Source organism: Nocardia violaceofusca NBRC 14427 (genome assembly GCF_963869435.1).
Classification (GTDB): Bacteria; Actinomycetota; Actinomycetes; order Mycobacteriales; family Mycobacteriaceae; genus Nocardia; species Nocardia aobensis.
Window position 1 is genome coordinate 38762 of the sequence record NZ_CAWMPM010000036.1, and the last position, 17065, is coordinate 55826.

General features: G+C 68.6%; 17 protein-coding genes and 1 tRNA gene. 13 read left to right on the plus strand and 5 right to left on the minus strand.

All coding sequences use genetic code 11. The features are described 5' to 3' along the window. The first annotated feature begins 10 nt into the window (after positions 1-10). Positions 11-82 (plus strand) — tRNA-Thr (locus tag AC5592_RS27530). A 45-nt stretch (positions 83-127) separates the two neighbouring features. Here AC5592_RS27530 and AC5592_RS27535 read toward each other — a convergent pair. Beyond that, positions 128-334, minus strand: a complete 207-nt coding sequence (locus AC5592_RS27535) for a hypothetical protein (protein WP_036497739.1) — start codon at positions 332-334, stop codon at positions 128-130. Positions 335-347: 13 nt separating this feature from the next. Here AC5592_RS27535 and AC5592_RS27540 point away from each other — a divergent pair, with 13 nt between their 5' ends. From AC5592_RS27540 to AC5592_RS27550, 3 genes are all read left to right on the plus strand, one after another. Next, a complete protein-coding gene (locus tag AC5592_RS27540) occupies positions 348-878 on the plus strand; it encodes a hypothetical protein (RefSeq protein WP_157122259.1) in 531 nt (176 codons plus the stop codon). A gap of 143 nt (positions 879-1021) precedes the next feature. Continuing rightward, entirely contained in the window at positions 1022-1759 is a 738-nt protein-coding gene (locus AC5592_RS27545) for a response regulator transcription factor (protein ID WP_030517397.1), read from the plus strand. Positions 1760-1950: 191 nt separating this feature from the next. Next, positions 1951-3354: a sensor histidine kinase gene (locus tag AC5592_RS27550; RefSeq protein WP_063065946.1), complete on the plus strand. Its 1404-nt coding sequence runs from the start codon at positions 1951-1953 to the stop codon at positions 3352-3354. 1 nt (position 3355) lies between these two features. On the opposite strand, the gene AC5592_RS27555 is transcribed toward AC5592_RS27550, so the two are convergent. After that, positions 3356-3781, minus strand: a complete 426-nt coding sequence (locus tag AC5592_RS27555; protein WP_036497809.1) for an HIT family protein — start codon at positions 3779-3781, stop codon at positions 3356-3358. A 105-nt stretch (positions 3782-3886) separates the two neighbouring features. Between AC5592_RS27555 and purD the strand changes: the two genes are divergently transcribed. Beyond that, positions 3887-5173 carry a phosphoribosylamine--glycine ligase gene (gene purD, locus AC5592_RS27560; protein WP_063065914.1) on the plus strand — a complete coding sequence of 429 codons (1287 nt, stop codon included), beginning with the start codon at positions 3887-3889 and terminating at the stop codon, positions 5171-5173. A gap of 18 nt (positions 5174-5191) precedes the next feature. On the opposite strand, the gene AC5592_RS27565 is transcribed toward purD, so the two are convergent. Continuing rightward, complete coding sequence (locus AC5592_RS27565; RefSeq protein ID WP_036497746.1) at positions 5192-6196, minus strand: M23 family metallopeptidase; 1005 nt, start codon at positions 6194-6196, stop codon at positions 5192-5194. 131 nt (positions 6197-6327) lie between these two features. Between AC5592_RS27565 and AC5592_RS27570 the strand changes: the two genes are divergently transcribed. The 5 genes from AC5592_RS27570 (at position 6328) to AC5592_RS27590 (ending at position 11593) form a co-directional block, all read left to right on the plus strand. Beyond that, positions 6328-7497, plus strand: coding sequence for a pyridoxal phosphate-dependent aminotransferase (locus tag AC5592_RS27570; protein ID WP_036497811.1), 1170 nt, complete (start codon positions 6328-6330; stop codon positions 7495-7497). Between the two features lie 247 nt (positions 7498-7744). Beyond that, positions 7745-8449, plus strand: coding sequence for a TetR/AcrR family transcriptional regulator (locus AC5592_RS27575; protein ID WP_084507292.1), 705 nt, complete (start codon positions 7745-7747; stop codon positions 8447-8449). Between the two features lie 6 nt (positions 8450-8455). Then, a complete protein-coding gene (gene purB, locus AC5592_RS27580) occupies positions 8456-9889 on the plus strand; it encodes an adenylosuccinate lyase (RefSeq protein ID WP_036497748.1) in 1434 nt (477 codons plus the stop codon). Positions 9890-10044: 155 nt separating this feature from the next. Further along, positions 10045-10515, plus strand: coding sequence for an HIT family protein (locus AC5592_RS27585; RefSeq protein WP_051024205.1), 471 nt, complete (start codon positions 10045-10047; stop codon positions 10513-10515). A gap of 118 nt (positions 10516-10633) precedes the next feature. Then, complete coding sequence (locus tag AC5592_RS27590; protein WP_036497749.1) at positions 10634-11593, plus strand: alpha/beta hydrolase; 960 nt, start codon at positions 10634-10636, stop codon at positions 11591-11593. A 66-nt stretch (positions 11594-11659) separates the two neighbouring features. Here AC5592_RS27590 and AC5592_RS27595 read toward each other — a convergent pair whose 3' ends face one another. Next, the gene (locus AC5592_RS27595) at positions 11660-11884 is read right to left on the minus strand and encodes a DUF397 domain-containing protein (protein WP_223273481.1); all 225 of its coding nucleotides are present in this window, start codon (positions 11882-11884) and stop codon (positions 11660-11662) included. A gap of 311 nt (positions 11885-12195) precedes the next feature. Here AC5592_RS27595 and AC5592_RS27600 point away from each other — a divergent pair, with 311 nt between their 5' ends. The 3 genes from AC5592_RS27600 (at position 12196) to AC5592_RS27610 (ending at position 15511) form a co-directional block, all read left to right on the plus strand. Next, the gene (locus AC5592_RS27600; protein WP_063065915.1) at positions 12196-12408 is read left to right on the plus strand and encodes a hypothetical protein; all 213 of its coding nucleotides are present in this window, start codon (positions 12196-12198) and stop codon (positions 12406-12408) included. 99 nt (positions 12409-12507) lie between these two features. After that, positions 12508-14685, plus strand: coding sequence for a S9 family peptidase (locus tag AC5592_RS27605; protein WP_063065947.1), 2178 nt, complete (start codon positions 12508-12510; stop codon positions 14683-14685). 106 nt (positions 14686-14791) lie between these two features. After that, positions 14792-15511: a DUF2334 domain-containing protein gene (locus AC5592_RS27610; protein WP_036497753.1), complete on the plus strand. Its 720-nt coding sequence runs from the start codon at positions 14792-14794 to the stop codon at positions 15509-15511. Between the two features lie 12 nt (positions 15512-15523). Here the strand turns inward: AC5592_RS27610 and gad are convergent, their stop codons facing one another. Further along, positions 15524-16969, minus strand: coding sequence for a glutamate decarboxylase (gad, locus tag AC5592_RS27615; RefSeq protein WP_063065916.1), 1446 nt, complete (start codon positions 16967-16969; stop codon positions 15524-15526). Positions 16970-17065 lie beyond the last annotated feature (96 nt).

The following is a 17065-nucleotide window of genomic DNA, read 5'->3' on the forward strand; positions in this document are numbered from 1 at the left end:
CGCTTCACCCGCCTCCTTAGCTCAGTGGTAGAGCACCGCTCTTGTAAAGCGAAGGTCGTCAGTTCAATCCTGACAGGGGGCTCTCCCGGCTTCGGCCTGCGACAGCAGGTCGGAGCCTTTTCTGTCGTCAGGGCAGATGCATCAGCTGCCGGGCCAGGCCGAACAGGCGGCTACCGAGCTTGAAGACGGGGATTCCCAGCGGAATCAACAAGATCGTCACGCACAACACCGCGCCGAGGATCCACACCACGACCGCGAGCAGTCCGACCACCGTGCCCAGCACGGCCGTCAGGATGCCCAACACCACGTCGAGCAGGCCCCGTATCGCGCCCATGACGACCTTTCCGATGTCCATTCTGCTCTTTTCTCGCGCCGTGTGCTCCGCTCCGGGCCGCCGCCGGATCCTGGCAACGACCGCCTTCGCCGCCCTCACGGTCTCGATCGCCGGCGCTACCGCCTCCGTCGCCTCGGCTGACACCCCCTCCGCCGCGCCGACGACCAGCAGCGCGCCGTCGGCTCCGAAGCTGTCCACGGGCTCGGCGTTCGGCGCCGACAAGCACGCCGAGCACAACGACGACGACGGTGACGACCAGCCGGCCGCGCCCTCCGTCGACGCGATCCAGAAGGTCCTGACCAAGATTCAGGACACCGACAAGCCGGAGGACCTCGAGAAGGCCCTCGACAAGGACATCGACACCCTCACCCACAACGAGGCCGCCGTGCCCGCCAAGGTGAAGAAGGAGTTCGACAAGTTCCGCCAGGAACTGCAGCAGGCCAAGGCGAAGAACAGCCTCGACGGCAGCTCCGCCGCCGACACCCTGAAGACGATCAAGGGTGACGCGAAGACGCTCGGCGCCGATCTGAAGGCCGCCGCATAAGAGCACAGGCCTGTCGACCCGCCGATCCGGGAGGCGCCGCCCGGATCGGCGGGTCGCTCGCTGTCCCGGCGCGCAGGCGGCTCGCAGGAAACTCCCAGACAACGTTCAGCGCATTCCGGGTTGCAGGAGAGACGATATCCAGCATGAGTGGAGTGGCTGGCGATCGAACCCCGGAGGCTCGGGTGCTGGTGGTCGACGACGAGCCGATGATCGTCGAACTGCTGTCGGTGAGTCTGCGCTATCAGGGTTTCGAGGTGGCCACGGCCGCCAACGGCGCCGAAGGGCTGGACCGGGCCAAGCAGTTCCGGCCCGACGCCCTCATCGTCGACGTCATGATGCCTGGTATGGACGGCTTCGGCCTGCTGCGCCGGCTGCGCGCCGACGGCATCGACGCTCCGGTCCTGTTCCTCACCGCGCGGGACGAGGTCGAGGACAAGATCACCGGCCTCACCCTCGGCGCCGACGACTACGTGACCAAACCCTTCTCGCTCGAGGAGGTGGTGGCGCGGCTGCGGGTGATTCTGCGCCGCTCCGGTCACGTGGTGGAGGAGACGAAGTCCTCGCGCATCCGCTTCGAGGACATCGAACTGGACGACGACACCCACGAGGTGTGGAAGGCCGGGGAACCGGTCGCGCTGTCGCCGACGGAATTCACGCTGCTCCGGTACTTCATGGTCAATGCCGGAACCGTCCTGAGCAAGCCGCGCATCCTCGACCACGTCTGGCGCTACGACTTCGGCGGCGAGGTGGGCGTGGTGGAGACCTATGTCTCCTATCTGCGAAAGAAGGTCGACACCGGCCCCGACCGGCTGATTCACACCCTGCGCGGTGTCGGCTACGTGATGCGCGCGCCCAGCCGCAGCCGGTCGTCGGCGAAATGAGCGATCCGCGCTCGGTGCGGGAACGCGCCGACCACGACGCGGCCGACATCGAATCGGTGCGCCCCGCCGGTGAATTCGAGCCGGGAACCGATCCCGGATCCGGCGACGTCGGCGAGCCCGGCGCGGGTGCCGAGGGCGTCGCACCGCCTCGGCGTGGAATTCGGCGCCGGATCTCGCGACGCCTGGCCGCGGTGCCGTTACGGGTCACCCTGGTGCTCGCGCTGGTCTGCCTGACCGGCCTCGGACTGCTGGTATCCGGTGTCGCGGTGACCTCCGCGATGCGAAATGTGCTGATGGACAAGGTCGATCGGCAACTGTTCGACGCCGCCCACAGCTGGGCCAGCCCCGATGCGCCACCGCCCCAGCATCTTCCGCAACCTCCGGGGCGGGAGCGTCCGCCCGCGCTGTTCTACGTGCAGGTGACCGGGTCCACCGGAAATCAGCGCCTGCTGCTGAGTTCGGGGCCTACCGTTCCGGACACGCCGTCGGATCTGTCGAAACATCCCGAGACCGTGGGATCGGTCGGTGACCCCAGCGAACATTGGCGCGCGATCAAGGTGGTGACGCCGCAGGGATCCAGCGTTGTCGCGTTGCGGCTCACCGAAACCGAGAACATCATCGACCGCCTGATCGGATTGCAGGTCGCGGTGGGCCTGATCGTACTGGCGGTGCTCGCGGTGGTGGCGCAGTTCGTCATTCGCCGGAGCCTGCGCCCGCTCGGTGAGGTGGAGAAGACCGCCGCGGCCATCGCGAGCGGCGATCTGCATCGCCGAGTTCCGGTGCAGGGCACCAACACCGAGGTCGATCGGCTCTCACAGTCGCTCAACGGCATGCTGTCCCAGATTCAGAGCGCCTTCGCCGCGACCGAGGCATCCGAGGAATCCGCGCGGCGTTCGGAGGCCCGGATGCGGCGGTTCGTCGCCGACGCCAGCCACGAACTGCGGACCCCGCTGACCACGATCAAGGGTTTCGCGGAGTTGTATCGGCAAGGGGCGCTGGCGGATCCGGCCCTGTTCATGGATCGGATCGAACGCGAATCCAAGCGGATGAGCCTGCTCGTGGAGGACCTGCTGATGCTGGCTCGCCTCGATGCGCAGCGCCCGGTGGAACAGCGGCCGGTGGATCTGCTCGCACTGGCCAGCGATGCGGTGCACAACGCCCGGGCCGTCGACGCGGCGCAGCGGTCCGAGGAGCCACGCCGGCCCATCGACCTCGAAATACGCCCGGGGACGGGAACGTTGGAGGTGCGCGGTGACGAAGCGCGGCTGCGTCAGGTGCTGGGCAATCTGGTCAACAACGCGCTGATCCACACCCCGCCGGAGGCCGCGGTCACCGTCGCGCTGACACCCGCGCCGGACGAGGTCGTCATCGAGGTCAGCGATACCGGACCGGGGCTGCCCACCGAGGACGCCGAGCGCATCTTCGAGCGCTTCTACCGCACCGACACCTCACGCAGCCGCGACAGCGGTGGCACCGGACTGGGGCTGTCGATCGTGCAGGCGCTGGTCGCCGCGCACGGCGGCACGGTCTCGGTGCGCAGCGCGGTGGGGCAGGGCACCACGTTCGCGGTGCGCCTGCCCCGTTCGCAGGAGTGATTCAGGCGGGGACGTTCGCGCCGTAACCGAGATCGCGCAGCGCCTGCTTGATCTTGTCCTGCGCTTCGTCCAGCGACTCCGCGCTCGGATCGGTGTCCGCGCCGGAGATGTTGAAATCGCCCAGCTCGAACGCCGGGAAGACGTGCACGTGCAGATGCGGCACCTCCAGCCCGGCGATCAGCAGGCCCGCCCGCGGCGCATCCCACGCCTTGCGCACCGCCTGGCCGATCTTCTGGGCGACCTCGTTGAGCCGCGCGAACGTGGCGGGATCCAGATCCTGCCACTGGTCGATCTCCTTGCGAGGAACCACGAGTGTATGACCCTGGGTGACCGGGGCGATGGTCAGGAAGGCGACGAATTCCTCGTCCTCCCACACGAACCGCCCCGGCAGCTGTCCGGCAATGATCGCGCTGAATACAGATGGCATGGGTTTCATAGTGCCCCGCCCGGGCGGGCGGCGGTGGCCGGGGCGGCCGGCTGTCCTCCCGGTACCCGCATCTGCTGTTCACCCGCGTCCCCTAAGCTGTCACGCGTGCGCGTACTCGTCATCGGATCCGGAGCCCGTGAACACGCCCTGGTGGAAGCCCTGCGGCGGGATCCCGGGGTCACCGCGATCGCGGCCGCGCCCGGTAATCCGGGGATCGGCCAGGTCGCCGAGGTGCGGGCGGTCGATCCGGCCAGTGCGGAGGCCGTCGTGGGCCTGGCCCGCGATTTCGCCGCCGATCTGGTGGTGATCGGTCCCGAGGTGCCGCTGGTGCTCGGTATCGCCGACGCGGTCCGGGCGGCGGGGATCGCCTGTTTCGGCCCGTCGGCCGCCGCCGCGCGGATCGAGGGATCGAAGGCCTTCGCCAAGGATGTGATGGCCGCGGCCGGGGTGCGCACCGCGCACAGTGAGGTCGTCGATCATCCGGGCGAACTCGACGCCGCGCTGGATCGCTTCGGGCCGACCTGGGTCGTCAAGGACGACGGGCTGGCCGCGGGGAAGGGCGTGGTGGTCACCGCCGACCGGTCGGCGGCTCGTGATCACGGTGCCGAACTGCTCGAACAGGGTCATCCGGTGCTGCTGGAATCGTTCCTCGACGGTCCCGAGGTCTCGCTGTTCTGCCTGGTCGACGGTGAGACCGTGGTGCCGCTGCTGCCCGCTCAGGATCACAAGCGCGTCGGCGACGGCGACACCGGTCCCAACACCGGCGGCATGGGCGCCTACACCCCGCTGCCGTGGCTGCCCCCGGAGACCGTCACCGAAATCGTCGACGACGTGGTGAAACCCGTTGCCGCCGAAATGGTTCGGCGTGGCGTCCCGTTCTCCGGACTGCTGTACGCGGGCCTCGCGATCGGCCAGGCCGGTCCCGCGGTCGTCGAATTCAACTGCCGCTTCGGTGATCCCGAGACCCAGGCCGTGCTCGCCCTGCTCGACAGTCCGCTCGGCGCGCTGCTGCACGCCACCGCGACCGGAACACTGGCGCAGGCGCAGCCGCCGGTCTGGAAGGACGGCGCGGCGATCACGGTGGTGCTGGCGGCGGAGAACTACCCGGGCCGTCCCCGCACCGGCGACGTCATCTCCGGCACCGAAAGCGCGCCGGCCGCGGGCTCGAATGCCGAAGTGCTGCATGCCGGTACGTCGCTGCGCGCGGACGGCGCGCTGCTGTCGGCCGGCGGTCGTGTGCTGAATGTCGTTGCGACGGGCGGTGATCTGACCGAGGCCCGGGCGAACGCCTACGAGCGCATCGCGGGAATCAAGTTGCCCGGTAGCCACTTCCGCACCGATATCGGCCTCGCCGCCGTGGAGGACCGGATCTCGCTGCCCACGCGGGTGTAGTCGTAGCAGTGGTCCAGGTCAGCCGACCTGGATGCCGTGCATGGCCAGCCACGGCTGCGGGTCCACGTGCTGTCCGCCGATGAGGATTTCGAAGTGCAGGTGCGGGCCGGTGGAATCGCCGCGGTTGCCGATGCGGGCGATCTGCTGACCGGCGCGCACCCGCTCGCCGACCGAGACCGAGAAGTCGTACATGTGGCCGTACACCGAGATGGTGCCGTCGTCGTGGCGGATGCGTACCCACAGTCCGAAGCCCTGCGCCGGCCCGGCGTCGATGACGGTGCCGTCGGCGACGGCGTAGATCGGTGAGCCGATGGGCGCGGCGATATCGATCCCGTAGTGGAAGGTGCCCCACCGGCCGCCGTACCCGGAGGTGAAGACCCCGCGCGCGGGTAGCGCGAAACCGCCGATGCCCGGGGCGATTCCGCCCGGAGCGATGCCGCCGGGAATCGTGGTGGCGGGTCCGGGCAGCCACGGTTGCGGCGTCCCGGCGACCGCCGCGGCGGCCTCGGCCTTCGCGCGGTCGAGGGTGGCTCGCGAGGCCGCGGCCACCACCTGCGCCTCGCGCATGCGCTCCCCGTTGTCGATGGCGGCCAGATAGCGCTTGCTGGTTTCGGGTTCGGCCTGCACCTGCAGCGGGTAGGCGACCGCGATACGTTGTGCCGCACCGGGTTTCGGTGTCGACTCGATCGGCTGCGGCGCCACGGTGTCGGCGGCGGCGAACAGTCCGACCACGACCATTCCGATCACCAGCACCCGATGGTCGCCGACCCAGCCGCGCAGCCGGGGCCACAGGGTCTCGGCTTCCTCGCGCCAGTCCCGATTCCGCAGCGCACGGCGCCACCGCCGCGACCGCCCGCGCCATTCGACCACCGCGGCCTGCCCCTGTTCGCGTGAGCGACGGGCCGAGGACCGTATCCGGCCGGCGATCGAGGGGCGGTCGCGGCGCAGCGTCGTTCGCCAGTCGGGGCGGATCACGGTCCAACCCCCCTGGTACGACTTCGCGCGGCGTGCCTGGTCAGGCATTCTGCCGACGATAACAGGGGCTCGCCCGGACGCGCAGGCAGGCGCGGCGGCGCACAGCAACGTCTCAGGCACCCGGCGCCGAGGACTACGCTGCGCGCCGGCCGGCGGACGCGGTGTTCTACCGTCGTCTGGTGCGCAGTGAATCCCGGCGGTCCACCGTTCCGACCTTCTATGTCATGGATGTCTGGAAGGCCGCGGCCGAACGCGCCCGCACCCACGGCGATGTGCTGGTCCTGGCGGCCGGTCAGCCCTCCACACCCGCCCCGGTGCCGGTGCGGCGCGCCACCCGGGTGGCCCTCGACGCCGAATTACTCGGCTACACCGAGACTTTCGGCATACCGGAACTGCGCAGCGCCATCGCGGCTCATCACCGCGACACCTACGGCGTCGAGGTCGAGGCCGACGACGTGGTGATCACGACCGGCTCCTCGGGCGCGTTCACGCTGATCTTCCTGGCCGCATTCGATGCCGGTGACACCGTCGTGGTCGCTCGCCCCGGTTATCCGGCCTACCGCAATACCCTGACGGCACTGGGCTGCCGGGTGATCGAACTGGACTGCGGGCCCCGGACCCGGTTCCAGCCGACGGTGGCGATGCTGGAGGAGCTGCCCGAACCGCCCGCCGGTGTGATCGTGGCCAGCCCGGCGAATCCGACCGGCACCATGATCGCCCCCGACGAGCTGGCGGCGCTGGCCCGCTGGTGCGACGACCACGGCACGCTGCTGATCTCCGACGAGATCTATCACGGCATCGCGTATTCCGGAGACGACGGCGATACCGAACCGGTGAGCTCGGCCTGGGAGACCTCGCGGGAATCGGTGGTGATCGGGTCGGTGTCGAAGTATTTCTCGATGACGGGCTGGCGGCTGGGCTGGATGCTGGCGCCCGCGCGGCTGCGCCCGGCGCTGCAGCGGCTGGCCTCCAATATGACCGTGTGCCCGCCGGCGATCTCGCAATTCGCGGCGGCGCACGCGTTCGGCGCGGAGGCGAAATCCGAACTCGACGGACACGTCCGCCGCTATGCGCGCAACCGGGCGCTACTGCTCGAGGGGCTGCCCGCCCTCGGGATCACCGATCTGGCGCCCGCCGACGGCGCCTTCTACGCCTACGCCGATATCGGTCACCTCAGCGAGGATTCGACGCGCTGGTGCGCGGATCTGTTGGCGCACACGGGTGTCGCCCTCGCGCCCGGGATCGATTTCGACACCCGTAACGGACACCGCACGGTCCGCTTCTCCTTCGCCGGCGCGACCGCGGATATCGAGGAGGCGCTCGTGCGACTGGGCCGATATCTGAGCTGACGCACAGACTTTCCGTACCGGCCCACCGGAGCGCGTGGATGCGGTACAAATGATTCGGGTTGTGATTTCAACCCTTGCTATTTCGAACCGGTCCCGGCTGTCCGCTCGGACCGGATCCCGGAAATTTGCGCGGTCCCATGGTCGATTGCACAGCAACGATTCGGCCGGGATTGCACAGACGCACAGATTTGCACAGATCGCACCGATTTGGCACGGATGAACCGATGATGACTGGCACGATGACACGGTGATCACCGCGACGACCCCGAAAGGCGAAAGGCGTCGCCAAGCGTTGGTTGCGGCTGCCGCGGAGTTGCTACTCGAAGGCGGCTTCGATGCCGTGCGCCACCGTTCGGTGGCGACGCGCGCGGACCTGCCCCTGGCATCCACGACCTACTATTTCGAATCGCTCGAAGATCTGATCGCGCGCGCGGTCGAGTTCAGCGGCAATGCCGAACTGGAGTCGATGCGCCGCCGGATCGGCGAGGTCACCCACCGCAAGCGCGGCGCCGAGGCGACCGTCGATCTGGTCGTGGATCTGATGGTCGGCACCGACGGACCCGACGAATTCGCGCGCGGGCGGCTGATCGCCCGTTACGAGCGCTCGGTGGCCTCGGCCCGGCATCCGGAACTGCGCGAGGTGCAGCTGCGGTTGCGCGCCCAGCTCGAGGACCTGCTGGCCGATGTGCTGCGCCGATCCGACCGCATGGTGCGCACCGATCAGTTGCGCCGGCTGGTGGCGGTGGTCGACGGGGCGGTGGTCGCCGCGCTGGCCGAATCCGATCCGCAACCGCGCCGCACCGCCCGCGGCGCGCTACTGGAACTGATCGATGTGATCGCGCCGCCGGTGCCGCAATCGCTGATGGCGCCGCAGACCGTGCCGTCGGCAGCGGCACAGCATCTGCCCGCGGCCATGCCCCAGCAACCGAGCAGGCATCGAACACTAGACTGACTGTTCGTGAGTCTTGTCCCGAACGTCCTCGCCACCCGGTACGCGAGCCCGCAACTGGTGCAGTTGTGGTCGCCCGAGAACAAGATCGTGCTGGAGCGCCGGCTGTGGCTCGAGGTGCTGCGGGCCCAGACCGAACTCGGCGCCGCCGGTACCGAGGCGGTCACCGCCGAGGTTCTCGAGGATTACGAGCGGGTGCTGGGCGAGGTCGATCTGGCCTCGATCGCCGAGCGCGAGCGGATCACCCGCCACGATGTGAAGGCGCGCATCGAGGAATTCAACGCCCTCGCCGGTCATGAGCAGATCCACAAGGGCATGACCAGCCGGGATCTGACCGAGAACGTCGAACAGTTGCAGATCCGGCTCTCGCTGGAACACGTCTACGAACACGGTGTCGCGGTCGCCGCCCGGCTGGCCGAGCGGGCCGCCGAGTATCAGGCGCTGGTGATGGCCGGTCGATCGCACAACGTGGCGGCGCAGGCCACCACGCTGGGCAAGCGGTTCGCGAGTGCGGCCGACGAGGTGCTGATCGCATTGCGCCGGGTGGGCGAGCTGATCGACCGGTATCCGCTGCGCGGGATCAAGGGCCCGATGGGCACCGCCCAGGACATGCTCGATCTGTTCGACGGCGACGCCGCCAAACTCGCCGAGCTGGAGCAGAAGGTCGCCCGGCATCTGGGCTTCGCGACCGTGCTCACCAGCGTCGGCCAGGTCTACCCCCGCTCACTGGACCACGACGTGATCTCCGCGCTGGTCCACTTGGGCGCGGGCCCTTCGTCGTTCGCGCACACCGTGCGCCTGATGGCCGGCCACGAACTGGTCACCGAGGGTTTCCAGCCCGGCCAGGTCGGCAGTTCGGCGATGCCGCACAAGATGAACACCCGCTCGTGCGAGCGCGTCAACGGTCTGCAGGTGGTGCTGCGCGGCTACGGCTCGATGGCGGCCGAACTGGCGGGCGCGCAATGGAACGAGGGCGATGTGTTCTGTTCCGTGGTGCGCCGGGTCGCGCTGCCGGATGCCTTCTTCGCCATCGACGGCATGATGGAGACCTTCCTGACCGTCCTCGCCGAATTCGGTGCCTATCCGGCCGTGATCGAGCGCGAACTCAACCGCTACCTGCCCTTCCTGGCCACCACCCGCATCCTGATGGCGGCCGTACGGGCCGGGGTCGGGCGCGAGAGTGCGCACGAGGTCATCAAGGAGCATGCGGTCGCGGTCGCGCTGGCCATGCGGGAGCAGGGTCGCGAACCGGATCTGCTGGACCGCCTCGCGGCCGACGACCGGATGCCGCTGGACCGCGCCGGGCTGGAGGCCGCCCTGGCGGACCGGACCGCGTTCATCGGCGCCGCCGAGGCGCAGGTGAGCGATGTGGTGGCCCAGGCGCAGAAGCTGATCGACGCGCATCCGGAGGCCGCCCGCTACACCCCCTCGCCGATTCTGTAACCGCCACCGGCCCGATGGTCGCGGCACCGAATCCGCCCGGCGCCGCCGTGCGCGCGGTGGTGTCGCGCGTGCTCGGTGCGGTGGTCTCGCGCGTGCTCGGTGCCGTGCGAATGGTGCGGCGGCGCAGGCGAAATCGCCGACTAGGGTTGCCGGATATGGACCCCTATACGATTTTCGCCGATATCGTCGCCGGGCGGGCGCCCTCGTCCAAGGTCTACGAGGACGACGACGTTCTCGCCTTCATGGACATCCGTCCCATGACGCCCGGTCATCTGCTGGTGATTCCGAAGGTGCCGGCGCGCAGCCTGGCCGAACTCGATCCGGTGATCGGCGGCAAGCTCTTTCAGGTCGCGCAGCGCCTGGCGGCCGCGCTGCGGGAGTCCGAGGTGCGCTGCGACGGGGTGAATCTCTTTCTCGCGGACGGTGTTACGGCCGGGCAGGAGGTCTTCCACGTCCATCTGCACGTCATTCCGCGCACGCCCGGCGACGGCTTCGGGCTGCGCAATCGAGCGACGACCCCGCCGCGTGCGGACCTGGACTATCTGGCCGCATCGATCCGGGGTGCGGCCGGGCGGGCGCAACCGAATGCGGCGGGCGGACAGGACGGAAAGTGGTGGCTCACCTGAGTCGTGGTGCGGACCGGGCGGTTTGCTGAGGAAACGCCATGAGGTCGAAAGCTCCGCACGGCACCACAGTGTGCGTTACTTTAAGTAGCAGTTGTGGTGGGTCGACGGAGGTGGGGAGATGCGGCGTTCACTCGTTGCTGCGGTTGTGCTGACAGTCGGGCTGGGCGTCTTCGGTCCCTGGATGGGCCCACAGCCACGCGCATCGGCGGCGCGGGTGGTCGGAGAAAACGATATGAGCCCGACCCGGACGGCGCTGTTCATCGACTCGCCAGCCATGGGACGCACCATTCAGGTCCAGGTCCTGCATCCGGCCGGCGGGGGTGCGCGGCCCTCGTACTATCTGCTCGACGGGCTCGATCCCGGTGTGCAGCAGAGCACCTGGACCAACGCCACGGATGCCGAACCCTTCTTCCACGGTAAGAACGTCAATGTCGTCCTGCCGATCGGCGGGCAGGCGAGCTACTACACCGACTGGCAGCGCGACGATCCGCATTTCGGCCGCTACCGGTGGGAGACGTTCCTGACGCGCGAACTTCCGCCGATCATCGACGCCACCTTCTCCGGCAACGGCGTGAACGCGATCGGCGGCCTGTCGATGGGCGGAATCGCGGCGTTCGTTCTGGCCGTTCGCCATCCGGAGCTGTACGAGGCGGTGGCGGGCTACAGTGCGTGCCCGGATCTGGGTATCGCGCAGGGGGCGATCATGTTCTCGATCGCCAACCGCGGCGGCAATCCGTTCGATATGTGGGGTGCGCCGGGAAGTCCGGAGTGGGGTGCCCACGATCCGGCGCTGCTGGCGGATCGGCTGCGCGGCAAGACTCTCTACCTGTCCACCGGCACCGGTATCCCCGGTCCGCACGAGACCGAGATCAAACCGCAGCTGCCGGAGAACATCGTCCTGGGCGGGCCGATCGAGGCCGGCGTGGACGTCTGTGTCACCGCCTTCGAACAGCGACTGCGCGGTATGCGAATTCCAGCCCGGGTCGATCACAGCCCGGTCGGGACACATTCGTGGTCGTACTGGCAGGACTATCTGCACGCGTCCTGGCCGACCGTCGGCGCGGCGATCGGAGCCTGATCGCCGGCTGTCCGATCGGCGCGGGCCCGGGGCGGCCCGCGCGACCGGATTCCCTCAGGGCTCGGTTCAGTGCGGCTGGGCGCCCGGGCGGTTGAATTCGCCGTCCTTGGCGCCGGCGACGAAGGCCCGCCACTCGCCGGGAGTGAAGATCAGCGCCGGCCCATCCGGATTCTTGGCATCGCGCAGCCCGATATTGCCGCTGGCCAGGAAAGCCACCTCGACACCGCCCTCCCCGTCGCCGCTGCGCTGCCAGACCGCCCCGGGCTCGATCTCGCGATTCTTCGCTTCCAACCTGTGCTCCTGCATCGATGTGATCGCCCGCCGGAATCCGCACGGGCGCTGCCGTCCCCGAGCGTAGGCGGTCGCAAGCCGCCGCACCGGCGTCGTTTCCGAATCCGCGCGTACGGGCATGGCCGGAATCACACCGATATGCCGACCTGCGGAATGTGGCATTCGTCCACCCGTTCCTGCAACACCACTGGTTTACGCCGCAACCTGATCGGAAACCCCATGCACTGTGGCAGTTGGATGGCGTCGACTGGTCAAGAGACCGAGAGGGCGTGCCCTGCCGCACTGAAGGGACGACAAGGATGGAGCACCGCATGGCACCCGTCTTCGACAGTTGCGCGGTGGTGCCCCGGCACCTCACCGTCGAGCAGGCACACAACATCCTGCACAGTCACAGCAGCTGTCCCACCGACCAATGCCCGCGCCGCAAAGCCGCACTGTTCTTCCTGATGGAATCTCGTCGTTCGGCCCGCGGCAACGGGCGTGACCTGCGTCGGCCTGCACCGCGGACCACCGGCCTGGGGTAGCGCGGACCGAGGTCGCGCCCCCGTGCTCGCCGATCTGCTCGTGTCGGCGGGCGTGGGGGTGCGCGCCCGGACCGGGCCACCGCGATTACGGTGGTCACCATGGCTCTCGACAGTGGTACCGGAACCATCCAGAACGCCGGCGACGACGCGGCGGCGGTAACCCCGCCGGTGGCCAAGAAGGTCCCGGCCGAACGCACCCATCACGGTGACACCTTCGTCGATTTCTACGAATGGCTGCGGGACAAGGACGATCCCGAGGTCATCGCCCATCTCGAGGCCGAGAACGCCTACACCGACGCCCAGACCGCCCACCTGGCCCCGCTGCGCGCGCGGATCTTCGACGAGATCAAATCGCGCACCCAGGAGACCGATATGTCGGTTCCGGCGCGGCTGGGCGACTACTGGTACTACTCGCGCAGTTTCGAAGGCAAGCAGTACGGCGTGCACTGCCGCTGCCCGATCGCCGACCGCGACGACTGGACTCCGCCGCAACTCGAGGTCGACATCGAGATCCCCGGCGAGGAGATTCTGCTCGACAGCAACGTGCTGGCCGAGGGGCACGACTTCTTCGCCCTGGGCGCCTATTCGATCAGCCACGACGGCACCCTGCTGGCCTATTCCACCGACACGGTCGGCGACGAGCGATATGTGCTGCGGTTCAAGGATCTCCGCAGCGGCGAACTGCTCGGCGACGAGATCCCCGCCACCGCGCCGGGGGCGACCTGGTCACTGGACGGAACCCACGTCTTCTATCAGACCGTCGACGAATCCTGGCGGCCCGACACCGTGTGGCGCCACCGCCTCGGCACCGCGAAGACCGACGACGTCACGGTGTTCCACGAGCCCGACGAGCGCTACTGGGTCAGCATCGGCGCCACCCGGTCCGAGAAGTACCTGATGATCTGGGTCGGGTCGAAGATCACCACCGAGGGCTGGATTCTCGAATCCGACGATCCGGAGGGCGAGTTCCGGGTGCTGCTGCCGCGCCGCGAGGGCGTGGAGTATTCGGCCGAACACGCGGTGATCGGCGGGCAGGACCGGCTGCTCATCCTGCACAACGATGTGGTCGACGGCGTGAAGGCCGAGAATTTCGTCCTCACCGAGGCCCCGGTGGACGATCCGGCGGCGATGACCATGCTCATCGGCCATCGCGACGATGTGCGGCTCGAGGACGTCGACTGCTTCCGCGATCACCTCGTGCTCTCGTATCGGCGCGAGGCGCTGCCGCGAGTCGCGGTGTGGCCGTTGACTTCCGAAGGCTATGGCGAACTGCGCGAACTGGACTTCGGTCTGGAACTGTTCTCCGCCGGCGTGGGCTCCAACCCGGAATGGGCGCAGCCGACGCTGCGGCTGGGCGTGACCTCGTTCATCACCCCGATGCAGGTCTTCGACTACGTGCCCGCCACCGGTGAGCTGATGCTGCGCAAGCAGCAGCAGGTACTCGGCGGCTACGACCCGGACGACTATGTGCAGCACCGGGATTGGGCGACCGCGGCGGACGGCACCCGGATTCCGATCTCGGTGGTGCGCCGCCGCGACAGTGAGGGTTCCGGTCCGAAACCGTTGCTGCTCTACGGATACGGCTCCTACGAGGCCAGTATCGACCCCGGTTTCTCGGTGTCGCGGCTGTCGCTGCTCGACCGCGGCATGGTGTTCGCGGTCGCCCATGTGCGCGGCGGTGGTGAGATGGGCCGGCTGTGGTACGAGAACGGCAAGACGCTCACCAAGAAGAACACCTTCACCGATTTCGTCTCCTGCGCCCGCCATCTCGTCGACACCGCCGTCACCACGCCGCAGGTGCTGGTGGCCGACGGTGGCAGTGCCGGTGGGCTGCTGATGGGCGCGGTGGCCAATCTGGCTCCCGAACTGTTCGCGGGCATCCTCGCCAACGTGCCGTTCGTGGATCCACTCACCTCGATCCTGGACCCGTCGCTGCCGCTGACGGTCATCGAATGGGACGAGTGGGGCAATCCGCTGGAGGATCCGCAGGTCTACGCCTATATGAAGTCCTATTCGCCGTACGAGAACGTGGCGGCCGTGGACTATCCGGCGATCCTGGCGATCACCAGCATCAACGACACCCGCGTGCTCTACGTCGAGCCCGCGAAGTGGGTCGCCGCGCTGCGGGCCACGAAAACCGGCGATGCCCAGCTCCTGCTGAAGACGGAGATGAGCGCCGGGCACGGTGGCGTCAGCGGCCGCTACGAGAAGTGGAAGGAAGTCGCCTTCGAATACGCCTGGGTGCTCGACCGGGTCGGTCTCGGCGAGGTCGGCTGAGGACAGGTTTCGGCCGGACCGTGCGGCCGGGTGCCCGCGCCGGGAATTCGTCGGGGCGTCACTTCGGCTGCACGGGGCCGACACCTGCCGCGCGCACAGTGGAGGCATGAGCGGCAACGACCGGGGGTTCGGGCAGCTGATCGTCTCGGTGTCGGGTATTCGCGACACCACACTGGACCAGGCCCGTGCCTTCGCGGCCGAGATGGACGGCCGCGGGGTACGGCTGTCGCTGCTGGTGGCGCCGCGGTTGAAGGGGAAATACCGGCTCACCGAGGATCCGCGCACCCAGCAGTGGCTGCGGGATCGGCGTGCCGCGGGCGACGCGATCGTGCTGCACGGCTACGACCAGGCCGCGACCAAACGTCGCCGCGCCGAATTCGCCGCGCTGCCCACCCACGAGGCGCGCCTGCGCCTGACCGCCGCCGATCGGGTGATGGAGCAGATCGGCCTGCGCACCCGGCTGTTCGCGGCACCGCGCTGGACGGCCTCCGAGGGCGCCGTCGCAGCCCTGCCCGAGGTCGGCTTCCGGCTGGCGCTGGGGTTGACCGCCATCCACGATCTGGAACGGGACACGACGCAACGCTGCTGGGTGCACGGCGTCGGTGAGGGTTTCCGGGCCGAACCGTGGTGGTGCCACGCACTGATCATGAGCGCGGCCCGCATCGCGCGGCGCGGCGGAACGCTGCGGCTGGCCGTCTCGGCCGCGCAACTGTCCCGGCCAGGACCGCACCAGGCCATGCTGGACGCGGTCGATCTGGCGTTGTTCCACGAAGCGGTTCCGGATGTCTACCGGTGGGAACCGTACGCCATGCCGCACGCGGCGTGAGCAGGCTCGATCTCAGCGGACGTCGGCCTGGTCCTCGCCGGCCGCGCGCCGCATGTCCTGCACTTCGGTGACGATCGCCTCGTCCGACACGACGGCGGTGGCGTCGTGGGTGAAGCCGCCCGCCTCCCTACGGGTGAGTGAGGTGGACAGCGGATGCTTCTTCAGCTGGTCGACGCAGCGGTCGATATCGGCCAGCAGCAGATCGGCCATATCGTGGGTGAAGCCGTGCCGGACGACCGCGCGCATGATCGTCTCGTCCTGCCGGTCGGCGGGGAGCGGATAGGCGGCGATCAGCCAGCCGCGCGAGCGCAGCCGTTCCGACAGGTCGTACAGATTGAAGCCGGGATCCTCGCGCAGCCGCCACGACACCGCGCTGATGCCCCGGGTGGGGGTGCCGTCGTGGATCGTCTCGAACATCCCGGTCTCGGTGAGTCCGTGGGCCAGATGTTCGGCGACGCGGTAGATCGCCGACTGCAGCCGGGTGTAACCCGTGCGGCCGAGCCGGATGAAGTCGTAGTACTGGGTGATCGCCTGGCCGCCGGGACGGGAGAAGTTCAGATTGAAGGTGGCCATACTGCCGCCGAGGTAGTCGACGTTGAACACGAGTTCGTCCGGTAGGTCGGCGGCCGTGCGCCAGAGCGCCCAGCCTGCGCCCAGCGGGGCCAGGCCGGTCTTGTGCCCGGAGGCGTTGATCGACTTCACCCGCGCCAGCCGGAAGTCCCACACCAGATCCGGCGCGGTGAACGGGGCGAGGAATCCACCGCTGGCGGCATCGACGTGCAGCGGGATGTCCAGGCCGGTGCGGGCCTCCAGATCGTCGAGGGCCGCGCTCATCGCGGCGACGTCCTCGAACAGTCCGGTGAAGGTCTGTCCCATCGTCGCGACGACCATGATCGTATTCGAATCACAGTGTGCGGCAATGTCATCCGGCTCCAGCGTGTACCGGTTCCCGCGCAGCGGCACCTGCCGGATCTCGACGTCGAAATATCGCGCGAACTTCTCCCAGCACACCTGCACCGGGCCGCAGACGAAATTGGGGATGCCCTGGCCGCCGTTCTTACGCCAGCGCGTCTTCGCGGCGAGCCCGCCGAGCATCGCCGCCTCACTGGACCCGGTGGTGGAGGTGCCGCGCGTCGAACCGGGATCGGGGCAGTGCCACAGGTCGGCCACCATGCGCACGCACCGGCGCTCGAGTTCGGCGGTCTGCGGATATTCGTCCTTGTCGACGATGTTCTTCGCCAGGCTCTGCGCCATCAGCCGCCGGGCATTGTCGTCGATCCAGGTGGTGCAGAAGGTGGCCAGATTCATCCGCGACACGCCGTCGAGCATCAGCTCGTCGTGCACGATCTGATAGGCCTCCGGGCCCGGCATCTCGCGGTGCGGAAAGTGGTGTTTGGGTGCGCCGCGATCCAGATCGGGCATCGCGAACAGGTCGTCGGATTCCGATGATGCAGACATCTCGTCCTCTCCGGTGGTCGGATCGCGGTCGAGCTCTCTCTCATCATGCCCCGCCGCGGTAGCGGGACGGTCGCGTACGCGAGGGACAAATCGGGC